A 23,355-nucleotide genomic window follows, 5' to 3' on the forward strand; every position below is an offset into this window, starting at 1 on the left:
GTGGTCCCCCAAGGCTAGCTTTAATGGTTTCCCGTAGCAGGGCGTCGGCATTCTGCTACGCGGGCGATACGACATCGATGATGTCATGACATGCGTACCCCGTTATCGGCATCCATTCCCTGGGGATAAGGGCTATTGAACTCTAGCCTCCTCCCGAGAGGCGATTGCCGGTTTGAATTGCAGCAAATGCCGCTCGGCATCCAAACCCGGTACCTGCAATGGGTGGATAAGAAGCTTACCGCGTTCCGAGCGGGTTTTGGCAATTTCCGCTTCGTCGATTCGGCCCTTCATCGCAAGCAGTTGCCCACCCTCATTCAGCAACGGCTGCGTTAAGCGGAAAAAAGCCCGGCGTCGGCGAAGGCGCGCGATACGATCGTATCGAAGCGCCCGCGGGCGAATACGCCTCGACCCGGCTGTCGACGACATCCACATTGCTTAGAGAAAGCTCAAGTACGACTTGGCGCAGAAAACGGGTTTTCTTTCCGTTGCTATCGAGCAGTACCACGCTCATATCCGGCCGCGCTAAAGCCAGCGGAATCCCCGGCAACCCTGGGCCGGTGCCAACATCCAGCAAACGGCGCCCTTCGAGATAAGGCAGTACGCTGAGGCTGTCGAGCAAGTGGCGCGTCACCATTTCCGCCGGCTCGCGCACGGCGGATAGATTAAAGGCACGATTCCACTTTGCCAGCAACGCAAGATAGGCCGACAATGGGCGTTCTACTGTCTCGTCTACCGGCTCCGGCAACTGCCTTAAGCCATGCGACAAGCGCTCTTTCACGGTATGCTCAAGCACGGCTACTACTATGCGCTGCGACGCAGCGAACCTTGTTTTTCAGATGAACCAGAAGCAGCGAAACCGCCGCCGGCGTCACACCTGGAATGCGAGAGGCAAGACCTAAGGTTTCCGGTCGGCGCTGCTTGAATTTCTCGCGAACTTCGGAAGACAAGCCCTGTACTTGGTCATAATCGATGTCTGCCGGAACGCGAACTTCCTCATAACGACGGGCGCGCTCGATCTCCTCCACCTGGCGCTCTAAATAGCCGGTGTATTTGGCCTGAATCTCGACTTGCTCGGCCACCTTCGGATCGCTCACCGGCTCGCCTGCGGCCGTCAAGCTCATCAGATCCGCATAGTTGACTTCCGGGCGACGGAGCAACTCGCTCAAGCGTTGCTCGCGCTTCAAAGGCCCGCCCAACACGCGCTCAGCCTCTTCCTCGGTGACTTGTTCGGGCCGCAGCAGCGTCGCCTGCAAACGCGCCTGCTCGTGTTCGATGGCTTCCCGCTTACGACAGAAAGCTTCCCAGTGAGCATCGTCGATCAAATCCAACTCGCGGGCTTTCTCGGTAAGCCGAAGGTCCGCATTATCCTCACGTAGCAAAAGACGGTATTCGGCACGACTGGTAAACATCCGATACGGCTCTTGGGTACCGCAGGTAATCAAATCGTCGATCAGCACGCCGATATAGGCTTCGTCGCGGCGCGGACTCCAGGCCTCGCGCTCCAGTACCCGATTGGCGGCATTGAGCCCGGCCACCAGGCCTTGAGCGGCCGCCTCTTCGTAACCGGTCGTGCCATTAATCTGGCCGGCGAAGAACAACCCTTCGATAAAGCGCGTCTCCAAACTCGGCTTCAAATCCCGAGGATCGAAGAAATCGTATTCGATTGCGTATCCCGGCCGAGTGATATGCGCGTTTTCCATTCCACGGATCGAACGAACTAGCTCGTACTGCACGTCGAACGGCAAACTGGTAGAAATGCCGTTGGGGTAGATTTCGTGCGTGTCCAGACCTTCCGGCTCTAGAAAGATCTGATGCGAATTCTTATCGGAAAAGCGTACGACCTTATCTTCTACCGACGGGCAGTAACGTGGCCCCACGCCATCGATCACACCGGCGTACATCGGCGAACGGTCCAAACCGCCACGAATAATCTCGTGCGTCCGCTCATTGGTATGGGTGATATAACACGGCACCTGGCGCGGATGCTGGTCGGCACTGCCTAAGAAGGAAAAGGTCGGGACAGGATCGTCACCCGGCTGGGCCTGCAATTGCTCGAAATCGATGGTGCGCCCGTCGATACGGGGCGGCGTGCCGGTTTTCAAACGTTCCACGTGGAATGGTAGCTCACGCAAGCGTTTAGCAAGCGCGTTGGCCGGCGGGTCCCCAGCTCGGCCGCCTTGATAATTGCTCATCCCGATATGGATTTGGCCGCCGAGGAAGGTGCCAACGGTGAGCACAACGGTCGGCGCGGCGAAACGCAAACCCATCTGGGTGACCACGCCTGTGACTCGGTCGCCTTCTACCGTCAGGTCTTCCACAGCCTGCTGGAAGAAGGTGAGGTTCGGTTGATTTTCAACCGCGGCGCGCACGGCCTGTTTATACAATACCCGGTCAGCCTGAGCGCGCGTCGCTCGCACGGCAGGGCCTTTACGGCTATTGAGGATACGGAACTGAATCCCGCCGCGATCGATCGCCCGCGCCATCAGCCCCCCCATGGCGTCGATCTCTTTGACTAAATGGCCTTTGCCAATGCCGCCAATCGCCGGATTACAGCTCATCTGACCGATCGTTTCGATATTGTGGGTCAGGAGCAACGTGCGACAGCCGGTGCGCGCGGCCGCCAGCGCGGCTTCGGTGCCGGCATGTCCGCCACCGACGACGATGACATCGAACTGCTGCGCGTACTGCATGGGAGGGATGCCTCAAACTATTCGGATCGAGTAAAGAGAACAGTTCAGTTTAAGCGACACCGGATATTGCATCAAGGCAATACGTCGCGGAGTAAAAGCCGATCGACTTTCGATTTACCGATTCAGCGTGGACAGTAAAACCCGCCGTCGCTACTCCGCAACCCGCAGCACCGATTCCAGGGTGGTGAGTTCGTCGACGCTATTGATGTTCGCGAAACCAAGCGCGCTGTCTTCGAAATCGACCTCGACGGCACCGCATTCGGCATACCAACGTTTAACCTGACGTCCGCCGGCCGCTAGGTAAGCGTCCAGGCTTGGCAGTAACCGGCGCGCTATCAATGCAAACACCGGCTGCCAACGACCGTCCGCCTTGGCAACGGCCACTTCGGCGCGCCGAGTCCGTAAGGCGCTTAGCAAGCGGTCGACTAGATCCTTGGGCAACAAAGGCGCGTCGCAAGGTACGGTGGCTATCCATTCGGTTTCGGCGACGTTCAGTCCAGCTGCGATACCCGCCAGCGGCCCCTCATAGCCCGTCAGGTCGTCGGCAATGACGGGAAAACCATAGGCGGCATACGCCGCCTGGCTGCGATTGGCGTTAATAAGCAAAGCGGAGGTTTGGGGCCGTAATCGCGCAATGACATGCTCGATCATCGGTTTACCGGCAAGTTTTACCAACCCCTTATCGCGCCCTTGCATGCGGGTAGCGCGCCCGCCGGCGAGGATGAGCCCGGTTACCGACGCATTCGCCATAGGGTCTAGCTGTTCTCGACGACTATTTTGGGAAAACGGCTGCCGTAATCGCGCACCTGCAACGCGAGCTTGGCGCCGACGCGACGAGCAATGTCGCGGTAAGCCAGGGCAATCTTACCTTCGGGTTCGGCAACTACGGTCGGTTTGCCGCCATCGGCCTGCTCCCGAATACGGATATCGAGCGGTAAGGATCCCAGCAAATCGACTTCGTACTGCTCTGCCATCCGCTGCCCGCCGCCGGCGCCGAAAATCGGTTCCTCGTGCCCGCATTGGCTGCAAATATGGGTACTCATGTTTTCAACGATACCCAACACCGGCACGTTGACTTTCTGGAACATTTTAAGCCCCTTGCGAGCATCCAACAGGGCTATATCTTGTGGCGTCGTCACGATAACCGCGCCACTCACCGGTACCTTTTGCGATAGGGTCAGTTGCACATCGCCAGTGCCGGGCGGCATATCGACAATTAAGTAATCGACCTCGTCCCAGCGGGTATCCCGCAGCAGTTGCTCTAGGGCCTGAGTTACCATCGGCCCGCGCCAAATCATCGGGGTTTCTTCGTCAACCAAAAAACCCGAGGACATCGACTGTACGTCGTAGGCGCGCATCGGCAGAATCGATTTGCCGTCCGGCGAGTCCGGGCGACCGCTAAGACCAAGCATGCGCGGTTGATTCGGGCCATAGATATCGGCGTCGAGTATACCGACCCGCGCACCCTCGGCAGTTAAGGCTAGCGCCAGATTAACGGCCGTGGTGGATTTACCGACCCCACCCTTGCCGGAGGCGACAGCGATAATGTTTTTAACGCCCTTAACATTCGCCGCCGGGCTTTGTCCGCCATGCGCTTTAATGTCGGTGGTTATCGAGACCTCAACCTGGTCGACGCCGGGCAAGGCGGCGATGCGCTGAGTCAATTCGGCACGCAACGCATCGAACGTACTGCGTGCAGGAAAACCAAGCGCTAGCTCCACTGCCACACGACCGCTTTCGATACGAACGTCTTTTACGCTTTTCGTCGCAACCAGATCCTTGCCCAAATGGGGCTCGGTATAAGTGGCAATCGCCTGTTCGACGTTGCTGCGGCTGACAGTGGTCATTCTCAACATCCTCCGTCCGAGGCGGTGGTAACGCCCCGCGCGATCCTAAAATTAATGCTCTCGCAAGCGCGGCAACAAGGTTACGAAGTTGCACGGCTTGATGCGTCGGTCGAGTTGCGGCTGCAATATTTTATCCCAACCGGTACGGCATGCGCCCGAAGATCCGGGCAGTACGAATAACAAGGTAGCGTTAGCAATACCGCCCAGGGCGCGCGATTGTAACGTAGAACTGCCGATTTCCTCCCAGGAGAGAAAACGAAACAGTTCGCCGAAGCCTTCCAGTTCCCGGTCAAGCAAGGGCCGCACGGCCTCTGGCGTTATGTCTCTGCCGGTAATGCCGGTGCCGCCGGTGGTAATAATGACTTGGACCTGCTCGTCGGCGATCCACTGCGACAGAATGGCGCGGATTTGATAGCGATCGTCCGGCGCGATGCGCTTCTCCGCCAGACGATGCCCGGCCTGCCGTATGCGTTCCACCAATATCCTCCCCGACGTGTCGTCGGCCTCGGTACGGGTGTCCGATACGGTCAGTACGGCAATATTCAAGGGTTGAAACTCAGGCGCTTGCTGCTGACTCATCCGCTCACCCCTTTTCTGAGTTGTCGGCGGCTTGCGAGCCGGGCAGCGGCGTACCGTCCTGATAGGACTCGCTACCGTCGGTATAAAAGTCCTGCTTCCACACCGGCAAGCGCTCTTTTAAGGTATCGATGGCATAACGCGCGGCGTCGAATCCGTCGCCGCGATGGGCCGAGCGAACCACAATGAGTACGCTGTCTTCGCCCACGGCAAGATTGCCGACCCGATGGACGATCCGGCAGGTGTGGATAGGAAACTTGGCGATGGTTTCCTGCTCCAACTCCAGCAGGACTTTCTCCGCCAACGGCTCGTAGGCGGTGTAACGCATTCCGCTAACGCCCTTGCCTTCGTGGTGGTCACGCACCGTACCGGAAAAAACCACCAGGGCGCCACTGGCATCGTTCGCCGTCTCGCGCAATAGGGCTTCTAAATCCAGCGGTTGCTCGGTAATACGGTTCATAAAAACTCCTGTCTCGGTCGCTGCGCTTGCTAACATTCAGCCACCGCTGACCGGGGGCAGCAACACTAAAGCTTGGTTGGGGTCGATCGGCTGATCGCGGCGAATCAAACTATCCCCTTGCGCACAAGCAACCCGGGGCAGGTGCTCGGCTAGCTCCGGGTATTCGTCGCCCAGATGCCGTAACACCTCGGCAGCCTGCGCTCCGCTCGGAAGCCCCGCCAACTGCACGGTCGACTGGCCGACGACTTGCTGCAAAACACCATAAAACTGAATTTCCACCCTGCAGTGCTCCTCATTGCCGACAGGTCGAGATTATGGTTACCGATTAACCCAAAGGTGCGCCGCTACTGTCAATGAGATTGGTCAAGAGAGGCGCCGCTTTAAGATACTGGATCACTTCCTCGCACTGCATGTGTCAAGCGATAACAGAGCATCCAGTGACCCAAAGGGATCATTCAGCGTATTGGCCGCTTTGTTATAATTGGGCAATAAAACCCGTCAGCACATCATAAGATTCGAAAGGGAATTCGTTCCGTGCAAACCGCTTCTCCCGCCGTAGCGCCCTTTTGGCAGCGCTTGCCGCAGTTCTTCGCTTATCCGTTCAAGCCCGCCGCATTCATTGTCGTCGCCACGTTAACGGCGCTATTTCTCGTTCTCCCGGTTAGTTTGCTGGGCGTTTTAGTCACACTGGCGTTATTTGCCTTTTTCACCAAGTATCTATTCGAGGTTCTCGACCGTTGCGGAGAGGGCTACTTGGACCCTCCCCCTCTGAATCGGGAAACCTTGCTCGAAGGCTACGGCATCGCTTTTAAACAACTCGCGCTGTTTATTCTGGTAGGCCTTTTATTCAAGGCTTGATCATAAATGTCGCCGGGGTGTTCTTCGGTATTGTATTTTTCGTCTTCTTCCTCGCAGCGCTGCCCGCAAGCGTAATGGTTTTGGCGGGTACACGGAGTGTCTTCTCGGCGCTGCACCCGATGTTACTGATCGGCCTTATCGCCCGCTTGGGATGGACGTACTGGTGTTTATACGGCTGCTTAATCCTGCTTAACGGTAGCAGCAGCCTCGTAGTGGCTCTGCTCTGGGACAAGGTGCCAGAAGCGGTATTGATGGCGGCCTGGGCGTTTAGCTCGTTTTACTTCATGGTGATCATGTACAGCCTGATGGGGTACGTGCTGTACCAGCACCATGACAAACTCGGTTACGCTCCCGACGCAGAAACCGGCGAGGACGATGCGGATCTTGCTTTATATAAACGCTTTCTTGCCGAGGGGCGCTACGACGCCGCGCGGGAAGAGTTGCGCGGCATACTGCAAAGCACGCCCGATAATCTGGAGTTACACCGGCAGTTCCACCGGCTCTGCAAGCTAACCGGGGATAAATCCTCACTCCGCGGTCACGGTAACCACTTTATTCCGAAGTTAGTCGCGCAGGAACGTATCCGGGAAGCGGTAGAGACTTACGTGTCGTGTAAGCAGCTCGACCCCGATTTCCAGTTGAACGAACCGTCCGTCTATTTACCGCTGGCAAGACTGCTACGCGACCGGCGCGCCTTTCACGAAGCGATTCAGCTCATCAACGGATTTCATAAACGGTTTCCCAAGCACCCGAGTACGCCCAGCTTGTACCTGCTGGCCGCGCAAATTTTTCACACCGAACTGAGCGAGCCGCAGCGTGCGGAAGCGATTCTTAAGTTCGTGCAGAAGTATTTTCCGGGCAATCCCGAAGCAGCATCAATCGCTCACTATTTACATATATTGGAGACGGCGCCCGGCTAACGCAGTCGGTCGAGCTGGGTGAATGGCATGACGCCTCCTGACGGAGCCTGTCTTCGCGTGCCTTCGCAGATAGATTTGCGGAGGCAGTGTTCCTGGGCGCGTTTACCGTGAGGGGCGAGTCGTTAGCCGTTACTTACCGATGCAAAAACTAGAGAAGATGCGACCTAGAAGATCGTCGGAAGTAAAGCGGCCGGTGATTTCACCTAAAGCTTCTTGTACTTGGCGCAGCTCTTCGGCAAGTAGTTCGCCGGCGGCAAACTCGACGAGTTGGCGACGACCGGCTTGTAGGTGTTGTCCGGCCCGTTCCAGGGCATCGAGATGGCGACGGCGGGCGATAAAGCCGGTCTCGGATTCCTGATACCCCATGCACGCTTTTAGATGCTCGCGCAGCTCGGCCAAACCGTCGCCGGTCGCCGCGCTAACGTAAACTTCGATACCGAGCGCTCCTTCCTCAATACCCGCTGCGTGGCCGCTTAAATCGATCTTATTGCGAATGACCGTTAAGCCGACTTGGGCAGGCAAGCGGCCGGCAACCTCTCGCTCGGCCACGCCCGGCCCTTGGGCATCGTCGACTACCAGCAAAACCCGATCGGCATTTGCGATAGCGTCCCAGGCACGACGGATTCCTTCTTGTTCGACGATATCCGCGCTATCGCGCAGACCCGCGGTATCGATAACGTGCAGGGGCATGCCGTCGATTTGAATATGTTCCCGCAGGACGTCGCGTGTCGTCCCTTCGATATCTGTGACAATGGCGGCTTCATAACCGGCCAGACGATTGAGCAAGCTCGACTTACCGGCGTTAGGTCGACCGGCAATGACCACCGTCATACCGTCGCGAAGCACCTGCCCCTGGCGGGCGCTCGCTCGGACGTCGGCAAGTGCCGCATCGATACGATCCAACCGCCGCTCGACTTCGCCATCCGTCAAGAAATCGATTTCTTCGTCCGGAAAGTCGATGGCGGATTCGACATACATGCGCAGCTCGATCACGGCGTCGACCAGGCTCTCTACCGTCTCGGAAAACGCACCTTGAAGGGAACGCATGGCCGCTCGTGCGCCAGCCTCGGTGCCCGCTGCAATCAAGTCCGCCACAGCCTCGGCTTGTGCGAGGTCGAGCTTACCGTTGAGAAATGCCCGTTCCGAGTACTCGCCGGGGCGCGCGAGGCGAGCGCCGAGCTCGGTCAGGCGACGCAGTAAACGATCCATGACAACCGGACCGCCATGCCCCTGAAGCTCTAGAACGTCTTCGCCGGTAAACGAGTGCGGAGCCGGAAAAACAAAGCGATGCCCTCGTCGAGGACATCGCCTTCGTTATCGCGGAAGCGGCGAAAGCTTGCCTGGCGCGGTGCCGGCACGCTACCCAAATGGCGTTCGCCAATTCGCGGGTAGCCGGCCCCGACACGCGCACTACGCCCACTCCGCCCTGACCGGGCGGAGTGGCGACGGCACAAATCGTATCGGTGCCGCCGCTCACGGCGTTAAGCCTTATTCTTCTTGGTTTCGTTTCTACCCGGTTCCTTTTCGATGCGGCGGGTAATCACCCACTGCTGCGCAATCGACAAGACGTTGTTGGCCACCCAGTACAACACGAGGCCAGCCGGGAAGAAGGCAAAGAAGACCGTAAAGACGATGGGCAGTACCATCAGGATCTTCTGCTGGATCGGGTCCAACGGCGCTGGGTTAAGCTTTTGCTGTATCAGCATGGACACGCCCATCAACACCGGCAACACGAAGAACGGGTCCGGTACCGACAGGTCTTGAATCCAGAGAATAAACGGTGCTTGCCGCAGCTCCACACTTTCCAGCAAAACCCAGTAGAGGGCGATAAACACCGGGATTTGGACTAACACCGGTAAGCAACCGCCCAACGGGTTGATCTTTTCTTTCTTGTACAGCTCCATCATTTCCTGATTGAGCCGTTGACGATCTTCGCCGAAGCGCTCCTTCAGCTGCTGAAGCTTCGGCTGCAATTTCCGCATCCGCGCCATGGAGCGGAAACTGGTCTCCGAGAGCTTGTAGAAGACCAACTTGATCATCAAGGTCAGGATAATGATCGCCCAACCCCAGTTACCGATGAGGTTGTAGATTCGCTCCAGCAACCAGAACAACGGCGCGGAAATAACGGTGAGGAAGCCATAATCCACAGTCAGATGTAAGCCCGGTGCGATCTCCCGTAACCGTGCCTGCTCTTTCGGCCCTACATACAACTGGCTGCTGAACACACCCTCACCGCCGGGCTCGATGGTCTGGCGCGGCGACGACATCCCCAGTACATAGTTGTTATCCGGTAGTGCCCGACTGTAGAAATGCTGCGGCTGTTCGCGCGGCGGAATCCAGGCACCTAAGAAATAGTGCTGAATCATGGCTGCCCAGCCGTCGGTGATGGTCCTGGACAGTCGGCTGTCGTCCATGTCGCTAAAGGAGATCTTTTGGTAACGATCTTCTTCGCTGTAGATCACACCGCCGGTGTAGGTATAGATGAAAAACATGCTCCGCCCGCCCGGATCGGGACTGCGACGCAGCTGCGTGTACTGATAAGCACGCCAAGGCTCGGCGCTTTCGTTCGCCACTTCGTGCCGAACGTCGATTAGGTAGCCGTCGCGGTGGAAGATATACCGTTTGGTAACGGTTACACCTTCCTCATTCGTCCACACCAAAGGAACTTCGAGCGTATTCTCGCCTTCCTCCAGCCGGTACTCGGTCTGTTCGGCCCGATAATGCGCCATATGGGTCGGTGCATCGCCCTCTTCGACCTGTAAGCCGGACTGGGCAATGAAGATCGGATGCTGCTCGTCGCTCATTAACTGGAATGGCGTAGGATCGTCCACCGTCACCGGATATTCGCGCAGCTTCACGGAGCGGATATCGCCGCCGAGGGTGTTGATTTCCACATCCAACAAATCAGTCACTACCCGGATCGTTTCCGCCTGGGGTAGTAAGGTCGGCGACGGGACAGTGGCCCGTTCCGGATCGGTAGCCGGGGCTGCTTCTTCCGGTGCCTCAGCGAACTCGGACGGCACTTCTTCCACGACCTCTTCGGTCGGCGCCGGTTGACGATAGTCCCTTTGCCATTCGCTCCACATCAACAGTGCAACGAAGATAAGGGCCATGTAGAGAAACAGGCGTTGGTTTTCCATCAGGATTTACCGAAGGGTGATTTATCCGGGACAGGGTCTACCCCACCAGGATGCCAGGGATGACAACGACAGACGCGGCGGACCGCGAGATAGGTTCCGGCTAGCGCGCCATGGCGACGAATCGCTTCAATGGCGTAATTCGAGCAACTGGGATGAAAACGACAGCGTGGCCCCAGCAATGGGCTGATGACCAGCTGGTAGATGCGCAGCAATAGAATCAGAACGCGACGCATTAACGTTTTAACCGCTGCCATACACGCGCCAGAGAACGCTGCAAGCATTCGTTGGACGCATCACGAGCGCTTGCCTTAGCCAAGACTACAAGATCCCACGACCCAAGCTCGCCTTGTATATGGCGAAAGCTCTCTCGGACCTGCCGCTTAATCCGGTTTCGACCGACGGCTCTGGGGATGGCGCGGCGCGCCACCGCCATGCCTAACCGCGGGTACCCTCGGTCATTATGAGCGGCGAGAACGGTAAAGTACTTATCTCCATAGCGCTTCGCGCCGGAGAAAACACGTTGGTACTCCCCCGGCCGCGTCAACCGCGCTTGCCGAGGGAACCGATTCCGAGCGGAGTCGTCAGGCGTAGCCAATTCACGCGCTGAGGCGTGCACGGCCCTTCGCACGACGGCGGTTGAGAACCTTACGGCCGTTTTTGGTGGCCATCCGAGCACGGAAGCCGTGAGTACGCTTGCGCTTGATAACGCTAGGTTGGAAAGTCCTCTTCATGGCGGTATCCGGTATCCGTTTGCAGAGAAGAGTTTATGATTAACGAATGCAGCGAAAACCGAACACGTCCGACGAAGCGGTCGGCGTGTGTACGGCCTTCGTTGATCCGCAGGGTCAACTGAGCCGGCGAATTTACTGCGAAAAGACCTCGACTGTCAATTTCCGTTTGAAGATAAAGCGACTTTTGTCCGATTAGGTCAACGCGGAATAATTCAGCATCTCCCTAGATTAGGCACCTTGGGGGTATAGACTCGTGCATCTGTTGATGCCCATATCGAGGGGGTTCGCGTTGGTGAACGAGTCTCTCTGGAAGAGCTGCCTCAGAAGACTGGAAAGGGAGATCCCTGACCAGCAATTGAATACCTGGATTCGTCCCTTGCAGGCACGGGAAGATACCGATTCTCTGCGGCTGTTCGCTCCTAATCGTTTTGTACTGGATTGGGTTAAGGCCCATTTTGCTAAAAGAATCAGCGAGATGCTCGCCGCCGAAAGGCCCGACAAGCCACCTAAGCTTATATTGGAGATAGGTAGTAGCGCACCGCCAGCGCCGGGTCCGGCGGTTGTGACGCGCCGGAAAGAACGTCCGACCGCCAAGGCCTCGGATAGTAACTTAAACCCGAATTTTACCTTTGACGCCTTTGTCGAAGGTAAATCCAACCAGCTTGCGCGTGCTGCGAGCATGCAGGTGGTCGAAAACCCCGGCGGTGCGTACAACCCGCTGTTCCTATATGGCGGGGTAGGTTTAGGCAAAACCCACCTTATGCATGCTGTCGGCAACCAGATGCTGCGTAATCGGCCGGACGCCCGTGTGTTGTACCTGCACTCGGAGCGCTTTGTCGCCGATATGGTGAAGGCGCTTCAACACAACGCGATTAATGACTTCAAGCGCCACTACCGCTCGGTAGACGCCTTGTTGATCGACGATATCCAGTTCTTTGCCGGCAAGGAGCGTTCGCAGGAGGAATTCTTCCACACCTTCAATGCGCTTTTGGAAGGACACCAACAGGTCATCATGACCTGCGATCGGTATCCGAAGGAAGTTAACGGTCTGGAAGAGCGCCTTAAGTCTCGCTTCGGCTGGGGTTTGACCGTGGCTATCGAGCCGCCTGAGTTGGAGACCCGGGTAGCGATTTTGATGAGCAAGGCGAGCAAGGAAGGTGTGGACCTGCCCGGCGACGTCGCATTCTTCATCGCTAAGCGGATCCGATCGAACATCCGCGAGCTTGAGGGTGCCTTACGTCGGGTAGTCGCTAATGCACACTTTACCGGTCAAGCCATTACCGTCGACTTCACGAAAGAAGCACTCCGCGATCTATTAGCGTTGCAGGACAAGCTTGTTACGATCGAGAACATCCAGAAGATGGTGGCCGAGTACTACAAGATCAGGGTCGCCGATTTATTGTCCAAACGGCGGACGCGCTCGATCACCCGGCCGCGACAGATTGCCATGTCGCTTGCCAAGGAGCTGACTAACCACAGCCTGCCGGAAATCGGCGATGCGTTTGGCGGCCGCGACCATACGACGGTCTTGCATGCCTGCCGAAAGGTAGAAGAGTTAAAAGAGAGCGATAACCGGATCAGCGATGACTACGCGATCCTGTTAAGAACATTGACGACATGATGTGGATAAGTTGTGGTAAAGGGTGTGGAGAAAAGGGATCCAAAAGTTATCCACAATTTATCCTTGAGATGCACACGGGCTCATACAGAAGATGTGAGCCCCGATTTTCGCACCTAAGCAACTGTAAATAAAGTAAACTAACGAGTTATCCACAAATTCCGTGCGGCTCTACAATATCAACAATCTTATCTATACATATATTTAATATAGAAACTGGACTGGCGCGATGAAATTTACGATCGAACGGGAACAACTCCTAAAACCCTTACAAGCCGTCATTGGGGTGGTCGAGCGTCGTCAGACGTTGCCGGTGCTTGGTAACGTACTCGTCGTCGCAGATAGCAATGGGGTGTCGCTGACGGCCACCGATTTAGAAGTAGAATTAGTGTCTCACTTTCACACGGAAGTGAGCGAAGCAGGAGAAGGCACTGTCCCTGCGCGAAAGTTGTTGGACATCGTTCGCAACTTACCTGCCGATGCACAGATAGAGTTAACGGTTGAGCAGGATCGAGCGACAGTGACGGCAGCTCGCAGCCGCTTCTCGTTAGCGACGTTGCCCGCTGCGGACTTCCCGACAGTAGAGGATATTGGCGAAGCCCAACCGCTGTTGCTTCCGCAACGTCAATTACGCGAGCTGATCGAGCGCACGCATTTTTCCATGGCCTTACAGGATGTCAGATACTATCTGAACGGATTGCTGCTAGAGCTCGAACCGACGGGGTTACGAGCGGTAGCAACCGACGGCCACCGCTTGGCGTTGGCGGAAGCGGCAGCCGATGTGCAAGTGAGCGAGGGCAAACAAGTCATTGTCCCTCGTAAAGGGATTCAGGAACTATTGCGCCTACTTGAGCCAAGCGACGAAGCGGCGCGGGTGGAGTTAGGCAGCAATCATATTCGGGTGGCCTTGCCGGATATCCGGTTTACCACCAAGTTGATCGATGGGCGTTTTCCGGAGTATCAACGGGTGATCCCTGCCGCGGCCGATAAGATCGTCATTGTCGACAAAGATAGTCTGCGACAGGCGCTGGTGCGTGCCTCGATTCTTTCTAACGAGAAATACCGAGGCGTTCGCTTTAGCGTCGAACCCGAGCGGTTAAAGATTCAATCTAACAACCCGGAGCAGGAAGAGGCGGAAGAGGAACTCTCTGTCGAGTACAACGAGCAGCCTTTGGAAGTGGGCTTTAACGCAAGCTACATGCTCGACGCGCTCAACGCGGTTGAGACTGATCAGGTCGAGCTTGCGCTGACCGATGCGAACAGTAGTTGCCTCGTAAGGGGCCGGGGCGATGACGATGCCAAGTACGTTATTATGCCGATGCGGCTGTAACGCACCGACGAATGAGTATTCGTAGATTAGCGGTTCATCATTTCCGTAACATCCAACAAGCGGAACTGGAACCGGGCGAGATCAACGTCATATTCGGGCGGAACGCAGCGGGTAAGACGAGCTTGCTAGAGGCGATACACCTCCTGGGCCGGGCTCGTTCGTTTCGCTCAACGCGGATCGAGCAACTCATTCAGTATGAGCAGGAAAAGGTGTGGGTCAGGGCCGAGGTCGTTAACCAAGGGGTAACGACCTCGGCGGCAATCGAACGATCCTCGGGACATACTCGGGTAAGGATCGATGGCCGCGATGTAAGAAGCCTTTCGGAACTTGCCCAACATTTTCCGCTCCAAGTCATTAACTCAGAAAGTCAGCGTTTGTTGCTCGACGGACCGAAGGTTCGGAGAAGCTTTCTAAATTGGACAATGTTCCACGTGGAACATGACTATTACCAGCTCTGGCATCGCTACGACCGCGCAGTTCGACAGCGTAATGCGGCGCTTAAAGCGCGCGACCTCCGTTTGAGCAAAGCTTGGGAGCCTGAGCTTATAGAAACCGCGACCCAACTGGATGACCATCGGCGAGCGTTGATCGATGCACTGAGTAGAACGGTGGCTCCCCTTTTCGAGCGCTGGCTGCCTGAGGAAGATTTGGCGCTTGGCTACCGTCGCGGATGGCCGCAAGATAAGGATCTTGCGGAAAGCATCGACGAGAATCGGCCGCGGGAGCTTGAAGCCGGTTATTGTTTGTATGGGCCTCATCGCAGCGACCTCACCATTCGGGCAGGTAAAGTAGAGGCCCAGCACCGTTTGTCGAGGGGGCAACAGAAGTTGGCGGTGGTCGCCATCTTAATCGCTCAGGCAATGCTGATTGCCGAGCGAAGCAAGCGCCGCCCTATTCTCCTAATTGACGACTTACCCGCTGAGCTTGACGAAGAGCGTAGACGAACGGTTATCGACATTCTCGAATCCCAGCCCGTCCAAAGCTTCATTACCTGTGTTGAGCAGCAAGCCTTAACGGTTTCGAGCGCTAACGCAAATGGTTCCACGTGGAACATGGTTCCTACCGAGAAGTGTTATAATGCTCGGACTCTTTCGAAGGACCTCATTATGAGCGAACAGTCGAACTACGATTCAGGAAGCATCAAAGTCCTCCGCGGCCTAGACGCTGTCCGGAAACGCCCGGGCATGTATATCGGCGACACCGACGACGGTACCGGTTTACACCATATGGTGTTCGAAGTTGCCGATAACTCAATCGATGAAGCCTTAGCCGGCTATTGCGATCACATCGAAGTCGTTATTCATCGCGACAACTCGATAACCGTGAGCGACAATGGCCGAGGTATTCCGGTGGATATCCACCCGGAAGAGGGGCGCTCCGCTGCTGAAGTCATCATGACTGTTTTGCATGCCGGGGGTAAGTTCGACGATAACTCCTACAAGGTCTCCGGCGGATTGCACGGGGTCGGCGTCTCGGTGGTGAATGCGCTTTCCGAGCGTTTGCGTTTGGTGATTCACAAGAATGGCAAAGTCCATACGCAGGAATATCATCTGGGCGTGCCTCAGGAGCCGTTAAAAGCCATCGGCGAAACCCAACAGACCGGAACCCAAATAACGTTCCAAGCCAGTCCGGAAATCTTTAGCAATATAGAGTTCCACTACGATATTTTGGCCAAGCGGTTCCGTGAGCTGTCCTTCCTGAACCCGGGAATCAGCATCACGCTTAAAGACGAGCGCACCGATAAGGAAGATACTTTCAAATACGAAGGTGGCATCAAAGCGTTCGTTGAACACCTTAACCGCAACAAAACGCCTTTGCATAAGGACGTCTTCTACTACACCACCGAGAAAGACGGTATCGGAGTCGATGTCGCTATGCAGTGGAACGACTCCTACCAGGAGAATATTTTCTGCTTCACCAACAATATCCCTCAGCGCGACGGCGGTACCCACATGGCCGGTTTTCGCGCAGCGCTCACCCGTACCTTGAACGCGTATCTCGACACTGAAGGTTACAGCAAAAAGCTTAAGGTGAGCCCTACGGGAGACGATATCCGCGAAGGCCTAACCGCGGTTTTATCGGTTAAAGTTCCGGACCCGAAGTTTTCTTCTCAGACCAAAGATAAGCTGGTTTCCTCGGAGGTAAAGCCAGCCGTGGAATCGACGCTCGCGGAACAGTTTAATGCGTTCTTGCTAGAGCATCCCGGCGAAGCGAAGGCAATTGTCGAGAAGATTATCGATGCTTCGCGTGCTCGCGAAGCTGCGCGAAAAGCGCGGGAAATGACGCGACGCAAAGGCGCACTCGACATTGCGGGGCTGCCAGGCAAGCTTGCCGACTGCCAGGAGCGGGACCCAGCTCTGTCCGAGCTGTATCTGGTTGAGGGCGACTCGGCAGGCGGATCTGCCAAACAAGGGCGTGACCGCCGTACCCAGGCCATCTTGCCGCTCAAAGGTAAAATCCTGAACGTCGAGAAAGCGCGTTTCGACAAAATGCTCTCTTCCGCAGAAGTGGGCACGCTGATCACCGCCTTAGGTTGCGGCATCGGCAAGGACGAATTCGATCCTGATAAGTTGCGTTACCATCGAATTATCATTATGACGGACGCGGACGTTGATGGATCTCATATTCGAACCCTACTGCTTACCTTCTTTTACCGGCAAATGCCCATTTTGGTTGAACGTGGGCATATCTATATCGCCCAACCACCGCTCTATAAGATTAAACGCGGTAAGCAGGAACATTACGTTAAGGACGACAACGAACTGACCGAATACCTCCTCCAGCTAGCCTTGTCCGACGCGGCCCTCCATGCTGGTTCGGATGTGCCGCCAATCGCGGGGCAAGGGCTGGAATCGTTGGTACGGCAATTCATCAGCGTGATGGACATGATCCGTCACCTAAGTCGCCGTCGCGATCCGGATATTCTGGAGGCTATGATCAGCCAAGCGCCGCTTGATAAAGAAGCCTTTCAGAATGCCGCAGGCCTGGAGCCTTGGTTCCGGCAGCTTGTCGATAAGCTTAATGTTGGCCAGCACGCTGGTACCGAATATTCCTATGAGCTTACAGCCGGGCCTGATGGCGGGTTCCAAGAGGCGGTGTTAACGAAGCGGATGCATGGCATTTTGCACCCGAACGTGTTTGGCACCCAGTTCTTCCTGTCGCCCGAATACGAAGCGATCAAACGCTTGTCCGCAGCATTGGACGGTTTAATCGGCTCCGACTCGTACGTAAAGAAGGGAGAGCGGCGACACGAGGTTTCTCGGTTTAAAGAAGTTGTCGACTGGTTGCTGGATGAGGCTAAACGAGGCCAAGCTATTCAACGTTACAAAGGCTTGGGCGAGATGAACGCCGACCAACTCTGGGAAACTACTATGGACCCGGATTCCCGGCGTTTGTTACAGGTGCGAATCGAAGACGCGGTCGCTGCCGATGAAATCTTTACTACCCTAATGGGTGATCACGTCGAACCGAGACGGGATTTTATCGAGCAGAATGCGCTGTCGGCCAGTAACCTCGATGTGTAATTAAAAAGGGCGGAGTTATAAACTCCGCCCTTTTTAACCGTCTTATCCTCATAGACGAGTCCCAGACTCACAGCGTGGAGATCTCCTTCATCTGAGATTCAATCCACTCCTCTACTAAGTGGTTGATTTCTTTTGGCTTCTTTCCATTTGCATCGATCGGCGGCCCAATTCTCAAGGTGATCGTTCCGGGGCGTTTAACGAATTGCCGTCTGCCCCAGAATTCGCCGGCATTATGTGCCACCGGGATCACTTTCGCGCCGCTCCGGGTAGCAAGAAAAGCCCCTGCCGGGTGGTAATGGCCTCGTTCGCCGGGCGCGACCCGCGTTCCCTCAGGAAAGATTACTACCCAACGCCCTTGATTCAGCCGCTCCTTGCCTCGCTGTACGATCTGCCGTACGGCTTCGGAGTGGCTGCTGCGGTCGATGGGGATCGGATCGAGCAAGGCGAGCGCCCAGCCGAACAGCGGAATTCGCATCAGCTCCCGCTTCAATACCCAACTCTGGGGCACAAAAATCTGCTCCAGCGCCATCGTCTCCCACGTCGACTGGTGTTTACACATGACGATGCCCGGCTCGTTGGGAAGGTGCTCGCCTCCCTCGACCCGGTAGTCCAACCCGCAGGTGACCTTTAGCCACCACAAGTTGAAGTTGCACCATTGGGTAATAAACCAGTACCGAAAACGATACGGAAAGGGAAACGTAAACAGGCTCAAGATCGCCCAAAAAAAGTGAAGACGATCATGCCCGCGGACTGTAGACAAGAGCCTATGAAGGCAATCGGGTAACAGTGACGAAAACCAACTTTGGTCGCTTTACTGGATGTGCTTAGATTCATGATTGAGATTCCATCTCGAACACAAGCCGCCCTGCGGCTTCCGCTAGGTCGGCATAAACTTCCTTGGGTGGCGCCCCTCCATCCTTCAGCGTGCGCAGCCCTTTTCCGGTACGAACCAAAATAGGTCTACCCCCTACGGCTTCCGCAGCTTCAAGATCCCGCCGCGAATCGCCAATGATAGGGACACCCTCTAGCGTACATGCGAAGTCTTCCGAAATCTGCTCTAAGAGCCCTGTACGAGGCTTGCGACAATGGCAATTGTCTTTTGGCCCATGCGGACAGACATAAATTCCGCTGAGCTTGCCTCCCTGTGCTGCCAGCTCGCGGGCGAGCTTTTCATGCATGGCGGAGAGCATAGCTTCATCGAACAAGCCCCGAGCGATGCCGGATTGATTAGTAAACACTACAATACGAAAGCCCGCCCGGTTGAGCCGAGCGATAGCCTCCAAACTCCCCGGCAGAGCAACCCACTCTGCCGGAGACTTGATATAGGCATCGCTATCGGCGTTGATCACTCCATCGCGATCGAGTACGACGAGCCGCTCCCCAGGCTTAGCTGGGGAGTCTTGATACATCGGCCGTCTCCATAAACAAGGTAGAAATATCGCTCAGCAGGCGTAGCCGATTGCCCTGTATCGAAGGATCTTCCGCCATCACCAGGACGTGCTCGAAGAACTCGTCGACCGGCTCCCGCAGCGCCGCGAGCTTCGCCAAGGCCATGGTGTAGTCGCGATTATCGAGTAAGGGTCGCACTTCGCCCCCGACCTTCTGGACCGCCGCGGCGAGCGTTTGCTCCTGCGAGTCTTGTAACAGTTTGGGATCGACTTTATCCGGTAACGGCGCCTCGTTTTTGCGCAGAATGTTGCGGATACGTTTGTTAGCAGCCGCTAAGCTGCTAGCTTCCGGTAGTGTCACAAACTCGCGGCAGGCGCTGATCCGCCGATGGAAATCGACCGGCCGAGTGGGTCGGCAGGCGGCTACCGCGTCGAACAGCTCCGCCGCATAACCTTGGCCTTGGTAGTAATAGCGTAAGCGCTCCAAGCAGAAGTCGTAGACGGCATTAGCCTGTTGGTCGGGGTTTAACGCTGACGGTAGATGGAGTGCCGCTTGTTCAAGCAGCCAGGCCAGATCCAAGTCGATGTCGCCCTCGATCAACGTGCGCAGCAAGCCTAACGCTGCGCGGCGCAATGCAAATGGGTCTTTATCGCCAGAGGGTGCTTTGCCGACGGCAAAAATAGCCACTAGCGTGTCCGCTCGTTCGGCAACAGCGAGTACTTTGCCTAGCGCACTGGGCGCGATGGCATCGCCTGCAAAGCGGGGCATGTACTGCTCGTCGAGCGCATCGGCTACCGCTACCGGCTCGCCGTCGTGCAGCGCATAGTAGCGCCCCATAATCCCCTGCAGCTCAGGAAACTCGCCGACCATTTCCGTTGCGAGATCGCAGCGTCCGAGCCAGGCGGCCCGTTCCGCCTGCGCGGCGTTCAGGCCGAGTACTTCCGCTACTGCCGATGCGAGCGAGGCCACCCGCCGCGATTTCTCGTAAACGCTGCCTAGCTTGGTTTGGTAAACGACATTCTTAAGTCCGTTAAGCCGTGTCTCCAGCGCTTGTTTACGATCCTGATTCCAAAAGAACGCCGCATCGGCCAACCGTGGTCGAATAACCCGCTCGTTACCGGCCTTGACCGACTCCGGATTGCGGCTGTCGATATTGGCAATGGCGATAAAACTAGGCAGTAAAGCTCCGCTTTGATCGCGTAGCGGGAAGTACTTTTGATGCTCCTGCATACTCGAGATCAGCGCCTCGGACGGCACGTCGAGGAAGCGCTCGTCAAAACGGCCGACTACAGGAACAGGCCACTCGACGAGGGCGGTGACCTCGTCTAACAGATCCGAATCGATGACCGGTACCGCGTTGGCCGCTCGCGCGGCTTGCTCGACCTGTTCGCGGACGAGGGTCTTCCGCCGCTGGAAGTCGGCAATCACATGCCCTTCGCTCTCCAGCCGCTGCAAGTACTCCGCGGGGGTGGCCAATTCCATGGGGTCCGGGCGATGAAAACGATGGCCCCGGGTTGCGCGACCTGCCTTCACGCCGAGAAGCTCGGCGTCGATAACTTCTTCGCCGAACAATAAGACAAGCCAGTGCACCGGCCGAACAAAGTTCGCACTGCCCGCCCCCATCGCATCCGCTTGGGAATCGGCAGCCGACTTAGGGCCTGTGCGACGATTTCCGGTACTAATGCCGACGTGGCTTGCCCTTTCTGCTCGCCTCGATAGACAAGCCAAGCACCTTGCTCGGTTTCCAAGGTGCTTAAGGCGTCCAGCTCCACACCGCAGGAGCGTGCAAAACCAAGTGCGGCTTTCGTGGGCTTTCCTTCTTGGTCGTACGCTGCGTTAAGCGCCGGGCCTTTGCGCTCCAACGCGCGGTCGGGTTGCTTCTCCGCAACTTTGCTGAGCAGAATCGCCAACCGTCGCGGGCTTGCGTAAGCCTTGGCATCCGTAAAGCCGATGTCGGCATCTTGCAACTGCTTAACGACTTCCTCGCAAAACGCTTCGCTAAGCTTCCGTAGCGCTTTCGGAGGGAGTTCCTCGGTACCGAGTTCGATTAGTAAATCGCGAGGGGTGTTAGTCATGACGAGCCTCCTCGGCGCTAGCCAGCATGGGGAAACCGAGCGCCTCACGGCGCGCGAAGTAGGCTTCCGCTACCGCACGAGCCAATGCGCGGACTCTTAGAATGTAGCCTTGTCGCTCCGTTACCGAGATCGCGCGGCGCGCATCCAAAAGGTTAAAGGTGTGGGAGGCTTTTAACACCATCTCGTACGCTGGCAGCGGCAGCCCCGCTTCGATCAGCCGTTGGCTTTCGCGCTCGCAGGTGGAGAACCAATCGAACAGGCTCGCCGTATCGGCGTGTTCGAAGTTATAGGCGGACATTTCGACTTCGTTCTGTTTGAACACATCGCCATAGGTGACAATACCGTTAGGGCCTTCCGTCCAAACTAGATCGAAAATACTTTCCACGCCCTGGATGTACATAGCGAGCCGTTCCAGGCCATAGGTGATCTCCCCCATGACGGGATCGCAGTCCAGTCCGCCGACTTGTTGGAAATAGGTAAACTGAGTGACCTCCATTCCGTTTAGCCAGACTTCCCAGCCTAGCCCCCACGCCCCTAACGTCGGCGACTCCCAATTATCCTCGACAAAGCGGATATCGTGCTCAAGCGGATCGAATCCGAGTCGGCGCAGGGATCCAAGGTACAGTTCTTGGATTTCCAGCGGCGAGGGCTTGAGCACCACCTGAAACTGGTAATAGTGCTGCCCGCGGTTGGGGTTTTCTCCGTAACGGCCATCCGTGGGGCGCCGCGACGGTTGTACGTAAGCGGCATTCCAGGGCTCAGGGCCGATAGCCCGTAAAAACGTTGCCGGGTGAAAAGTACCGGCGCCTACTTCCATATCCAACGGTTGGAGTATGACGCAGCCTTGTTCGGCCCAGTAGTTCTGAAGCTCAAGGATGAGCTGCTGAAAGCTCATCGCTTTTCCGCTTTGTCTCGTTGCAGGCAAAACCGCCCCCTTTGGCACGCTGGTTCTCTGTGGATAAGCTGTCTCTTATCCACAGATGATGGCTGTTTATCCCCACAGCTCGGTGACACCACTGCGACAGCGTCGGTTAAAGAGGCCGCAAGGTGTGCGTGACCGGCTGCAAACTGGCGAAAAAGTATAGCCTGTCGGCACAACTCTATGTAAGGCCGGCCCTCGTGGCCGATTAGCTTTCGATTGACGGATGCAGATCCCACCCAGGCAACGAACTTCTGAGACGGGACGCTAGCTCCTATCTGTTCCTATAAGCGGATCTGCCGAAACACTTCGTTCGGCCGGGTTTGGCGTAGGTATTTCAAGTCGTAAACTGTGAGCCAGGGCGCATCTTGAATGCATGGAGCTGCGGCAAAACAGTTAGTTGCCGCTAAAGTTAATAAAGAACTTAGGGAAAGCCCTGGATTCTCCTCAAGCCTGCCGGATTGCTTGGTAACAAGGTGCGCTTCGCAGCCGGCAGAGGGGAAGGGACATCAGCGTTCGCTTAGCACTGAGCTGGGGAGGTGTACGATGGCCGAGCTCATTCTGGAACCAACCGCTAAGGCCGCCTGGCAGCGTCTGGTCAAAGAAGCGGCTGTGCGATCCAGCCGCGACCTCGACGAGGCCAAGGAGAGCTATCTGGTCTTTCTCCTAATGCGTTACCTACAGCGACCGGATCTGGTGCGTAGTATTCTGGCATTGCGGTTTCTGCATGCTAGCCTTGCGAATCGTCGCGAACGTGGCGAGGGGATGCAGGAAGTTGGCGATCAGTGTTTGATTTACGCCGGCCTGTTTCCGGAGCAGGCGCGGCGGCGCCGAGTTAAGGTAAGCTATTTTATCGATCTGGGCCAAGCTGCCTACGGCGTGGTATCGGAAACCGCCAGTCTTGCTTACGCCCGCTTGTACTCCGACCTTGCCGAAGCCTTCGTACCTTTGACCGATGTCCTACGTGCCATGCGTACCGATAAACAAAATAATACCTTGTACGACGTCCTTCTAGCCGCCGAGCATTGGGAAGATACGGGTAGTCGCGCCGCGTTTGAGGAACTCGCTCGCTTAACGGACGGTCTACCGATACGGGACTCCTCGGGCCGTCGTCATTAAGGAAGTACAGAACGATTCCCTGACGCCTCTGCGGATGTGCGCTGGTTTGGCCGTTCCGCTTGGCTATCGAATGGCTTTGTATATGCTGCACCGTACCAATGTTGGGTTAGGTATCGCAGGGCGTATGTTTTCGGGCGAGTAGCTATTTTTCCCTTTGCA

The 23,355-nt window shown here is 56.5% G+C and carries 21 protein-coding genes and 3 pseudogenes; 7 read left to right on the top strand and 17 right to left on the bottom strand.

Annotated features, from left to right (window positions below):
• Positions 1-132: 132 nt before the first annotated feature.
• The 8 genes from CAI21_RS24600 to CAI21_RS03795 form a co-directional block, all read right to left on the bottom strand.
• Positions 133-291 carry a hypothetical protein gene (locus CAI21_RS24600; RefSeq protein ID WP_258867992.1) on the bottom strand — a complete coding sequence of 53 codons (159 nt, stop codon included), beginning with the start codon at positions 289-291 and terminating at the stop codon, positions 133-135.
• Between the two features lie 19 nt (positions 292-310).
• Positions 311-793 carry a 16S rRNA (guanine(527)-N(7))-methyltransferase RsmG gene (rsmG, locus tag CAI21_RS03765; protein WP_116301074.1) on the bottom strand — a complete coding sequence of 161 codons (483 nt, stop codon included), beginning with the start codon at positions 791-793 and terminating at the stop codon, positions 311-313.
• The gene (gene mnmG, locus CAI21_RS03770) at positions 786-2,690 is read right to left on the bottom strand and encodes a tRNA uridine-5-carboxymethylaminomethyl(34) synthesis enzyme MnmG (protein ID WP_116301075.1); all 1,905 of its coding nucleotides are present in this window, start codon (positions 2,688-2,690) and stop codon (positions 786-788) included. The genes rsmG and mnmG overlap by 8 nt, the downstream gene beginning before the upstream one ends.
• Positions 2,691-2,840: 150 nt before the next feature.
• Positions 2,841-3,440, bottom strand: a complete 600-nt coding sequence (gene mobA / locus CAI21_RS03775; protein ID WP_116301076.1) for a molybdenum cofactor guanylyltransferase MobA — start codon at positions 3,438-3,440, stop codon at positions 2,841-2,843.
• A gap of 5 nt (positions 3,441-3,445) precedes the next feature.
• Entirely contained in the window at positions 3,446-4,537 is a 1,092-nt protein-coding gene (gene apbC, locus CAI21_RS03780) for an iron-sulfur cluster carrier protein ApbC (RefSeq protein WP_116301077.1), read from the bottom strand.
• Positions 4,538-4,588: 51 nt separating this feature from the next.
• The gene (gene moaB, locus CAI21_RS03785) at positions 4,589-5,116 is read right to left on the bottom strand and encodes a molybdenum cofactor biosynthesis protein B (RefSeq protein WP_116301078.1); all 528 of its coding nucleotides are present in this window, start codon (positions 5,114-5,116) and stop codon (positions 4,589-4,591) included.
• Positions 5,117-5,120: 4 nt separating this feature from the next.
• Positions 5,121-5,573 (bottom strand): molybdenum cofactor biosynthesis protein MoaE, encoded by a 453-nt coding sequence (locus CAI21_RS03790; protein WP_116301079.1) that lies wholly within the window; start codon positions 5,571-5,573, stop codon positions 5,121-5,123.
• A gap of 36 nt (positions 5,574-5,609) precedes the next feature.
• Entirely contained in the window at positions 5,610-5,852 is a 243-nt protein-coding gene (locus CAI21_RS03795; RefSeq protein ID WP_116301080.1) for a MoaD/ThiS family protein, read from the bottom strand.
• A gap of 255 nt (positions 5,853-6,107) precedes the next feature.
• Between CAI21_RS03795 and CAI21_RS03800 the strand changes: the two genes are divergently transcribed.
• Together CAI21_RS03800 and CAI21_RS03805 are read left to right on the top strand one after the other, a co-directional pair.
• On the top strand, positions 6,108-6,431 hold the full coding sequence (locus CAI21_RS03800) for a hypothetical protein (RefSeq protein WP_116301081.1): 324 nt from the start codon (positions 6,108-6,110) through the stop codon (positions 6,429-6,431).
• Entirely contained in the window at positions 6,428-7,351 is a 924-nt protein-coding gene (locus CAI21_RS03805) for a tetratricopeptide repeat protein (RefSeq protein WP_147305027.1), read from the top strand. The genes CAI21_RS03800 and CAI21_RS03805 overlap by 4 nt, the downstream gene beginning before the upstream one ends.
• A gap of 129 nt (positions 7,352-7,480) precedes the next feature.
• Here the strand turns inward: CAI21_RS03805 and mnmE are convergent.
• The 5 genes and pseudogenes from mnmE to rpmH form a co-directional block, all read right to left on the bottom strand.
• A pseudogene (gene mnmE, locus CAI21_RS03810) lies at positions 7,481-8,828 on the bottom strand (tRNA uridine-5-carboxymethylaminomethyl(34) synthesis GTPase MnmE).
• A gap of 4 nt (positions 8,829-8,832) precedes the next feature.
• Entirely contained in the window at positions 8,833-10,491 is a 1,659-nt protein-coding gene (gene yidC, locus CAI21_RS03815) for a membrane protein insertase YidC (RefSeq protein WP_116301083.1), read from the bottom strand.
• Positions 10,491-10,724 carry a membrane protein insertion efficiency factor YidD gene (gene yidD / locus CAI21_RS03820; RefSeq protein ID WP_220347768.1) on the bottom strand — a complete coding sequence of 78 codons (234 nt, stop codon included), beginning with the start codon at positions 10,722-10,724 and terminating at the stop codon, positions 10,491-10,493. Before yidD ends, yidC begins: the two co-directional genes overlap by 1 nt.
• On the bottom strand, positions 10,724-11,119 hold the full coding sequence (rnpA, locus tag CAI21_RS25795; protein ID WP_404840850.1) for a ribonuclease P protein component: 396 nt from the start codon (positions 11,117-11,119) through the stop codon (positions 10,724-10,726). Before rnpA ends, yidD begins: the two co-directional genes overlap by 1 nt.
• Positions 11,088-11,222 (bottom strand): 50S ribosomal protein L34, encoded by a 135-nt coding sequence (gene rpmH / locus CAI21_RS03830; protein WP_116301086.1) that lies wholly within the window; start codon positions 11,220-11,222, stop codon positions 11,088-11,090. Before rpmH ends, rnpA begins: the two co-directional genes overlap by 32 nt.
• Positions 11,223-11,511: 289 nt before the next feature.
• Here rpmH and dnaA point away from each other — a divergent pair, with 289 nt between their 5' ends.
• The 4 genes and pseudogenes from dnaA (at position 11,512) to gyrB (ending at position 17,694) form a co-directional block, all read left to right on the top strand.
• Entirely contained in the window at positions 11,512-12,843 is a 1,332-nt protein-coding gene (gene dnaA, locus CAI21_RS03835) for a chromosomal replication initiator protein DnaA (RefSeq protein ID WP_404840851.1), read from the top strand.
• 226 nt (positions 12,844-13,069) lie between these two features.
• Complete coding sequence (dnaN, locus tag CAI21_RS03840) at positions 13,070-14,170, top strand: DNA polymerase III subunit beta (RefSeq protein WP_116301087.1); 1,101 nt, start codon at positions 13,070-13,072, stop codon at positions 14,168-14,170.
• Between the two features lie 11 nt (positions 14,171-14,181).
• Positions 14,182-15,183 (top strand): annotated as a pseudogene (gene recF / locus CAI21_RS25485) (DNA replication/repair protein RecF); the annotation flags it as partial.
• 93 nt (positions 15,184-15,276) lie between these two features.
• Positions 15,277-17,694, top strand: coding sequence for a DNA topoisomerase (ATP-hydrolyzing) subunit B (gene gyrB, locus CAI21_RS03845; RefSeq protein ID WP_116347563.1), 2,418 nt, complete (start codon positions 15,277-15,279; stop codon positions 17,692-17,694).
• Positions 17,695-17,761: 67 nt separating this feature from the next.
• On the opposite strand, the gene CAI21_RS03850 is transcribed toward gyrB, so the two are convergent.
• The 4 genes and pseudogenes from CAI21_RS03850 to glyQ all read right to left on the bottom strand — a co-directional run bounded on the left by CAI21_RS03850 (position 17,762) and on the right by glyQ (position 22,053).
• Entirely contained in the window at positions 17,762-18,406 is a 645-nt protein-coding gene (locus CAI21_RS03850) for a lysophospholipid acyltransferase family protein (RefSeq protein WP_220347749.1), read from the bottom strand.
• A gap of 118 nt (positions 18,407-18,524) precedes the next feature.
• Positions 18,525-19,103 (bottom strand): D-glycero-beta-D-manno-heptose 1,7-bisphosphate 7-phosphatase, encoded by a 579-nt coding sequence (gmhB, locus tag CAI21_RS03855; RefSeq protein WP_116301090.1) that lies wholly within the window; start codon positions 19,101-19,103, stop codon positions 18,525-18,527.
• A pseudogene (gene glyS, locus CAI21_RS03860) lies at positions 19,081-21,158 on the bottom strand (glycine--tRNA ligase subunit beta). The gene gmhB and the pseudogene glyS overlap by 23 nt, the downstream one beginning before the upstream one ends.
• Positions 21,151-22,053 carry a glycine--tRNA ligase subunit alpha gene (gene glyQ / locus CAI21_RS03865; protein ID WP_116301091.1) on the bottom strand — a complete coding sequence of 301 codons (903 nt, stop codon included), beginning with the start codon at positions 22,051-22,053 and terminating at the stop codon, positions 21,151-21,153. The pseudogene glyS and the gene glyQ overlap by 8 nt, the downstream one beginning before the upstream one ends.
• Before the next feature lie 570 nt (positions 22,054-22,623).
• On the opposite strand from glyQ, the gene CAI21_RS03870 reads away from it, so the two are divergent.
• Positions 22,624-23,196, top strand: coding sequence for a hypothetical protein (locus tag CAI21_RS03870; protein WP_116301092.1), 573 nt, complete (start codon positions 22,624-22,626; stop codon positions 23,194-23,196).
• The last annotated feature ends 159 nt before the right edge of the window (positions 23,197-23,355 follow it).

Source organism: Alkalilimnicola ehrlichii (genome assembly GCF_003399765.1).
In the GTDB taxonomy this organism is placed as follows: domain Bacteria; phylum Pseudomonadota; class Gammaproteobacteria; order Nitrococcales; family AK92; genus AK92.

Bases quoted from the DNA above. Each gene is read 5' to 3' on its own strand.
- yidC (WP_116301083.1), bottom strand. From the start codon at position 10,491: ATGGAAAACCAACGCCTGTTTCTCTACATGGCCCTTATCTTCGTTGCA.
- yidD (WP_220347768.1), bottom strand. From the start codon at position 10,724: ATGCGTCGCGTTCTGATTCTATTGCTGCGCATCTACCAGCTGGTCATC.
- CAI21_RS03870 (WP_116301092.1), top strand. From the start codon at position 22,624: ATGGCCGAGCTCATTCTGGAACCAACCGCTAAGGCCGCCTGGCAGCGT.
- dnaN (WP_116301087.1), top strand. From the start codon at position 13,070: ATGAAATTTACGATCGAACGGGAACAACTCCTAAAACCCTTACAAGCC.
- glyQ (WP_116301091.1), bottom strand. From the start codon at position 22,053: ATGAGCTTTCAGCAGCTCATCCTTGAGCTTCAGAACTACTGGGCCGAA.
- CAI21_RS03790 (WP_116301079.1), bottom strand. From the start codon at position 5,573: ATGAACCGTATTACCGAGCAACCGCTGGATTTAGAAGCCCTATTGCGC.
- moaB (WP_116301078.1), bottom strand. From the start codon at position 5,116: ATGAGTCAGCAGCAAGCGCCTGAGTTTCAACCCTTGAATATTGCCGTA.
- CAI21_RS24600 (WP_258867992.1), bottom strand. From the start codon at position 291: ATGAAGGGCCGAATCGACGAAGCGGAAATTGCCAAAACCCGCTCGGAA.
- apbC (WP_116301077.1), bottom strand. From the start codon at position 4,537: ATGACCACTGTCAGCCGCAGCAACGTCGAACAGGCGATTGCCACTTAT.
- mnmG (WP_116301075.1), bottom strand. From the start codon at position 2,690: ATGCAGTACGCGCAGCAGTTCGATGTCATCGTCGTCGGTGGCGGACAT.
- gmhB (WP_116301090.1), bottom strand. From the start codon at position 19,103: ATGTATCAAGACTCCCCAGCTAAGCCTGGGGAGCGGCTCGTCGTACTC.
- gyrB (WP_116347563.1), top strand. From the start codon at position 15,277: ATGAGCGAACAGTCGAACTACGATTCAGGAAGCATCAAAGTCCTCCGC.
- mobA (WP_116301076.1), bottom strand. From the start codon at position 3,440: ATGGCGAATGCGTCGGTAACCGGGCTCATCCTCGCCGGCGGGCGCGCT.
- rpmH (WP_116301086.1), bottom strand. From the start codon at position 11,222: ATGAAGAGGACTTTCCAACCTAGCGTTATCAAGCGCAAGCGTACTCAC.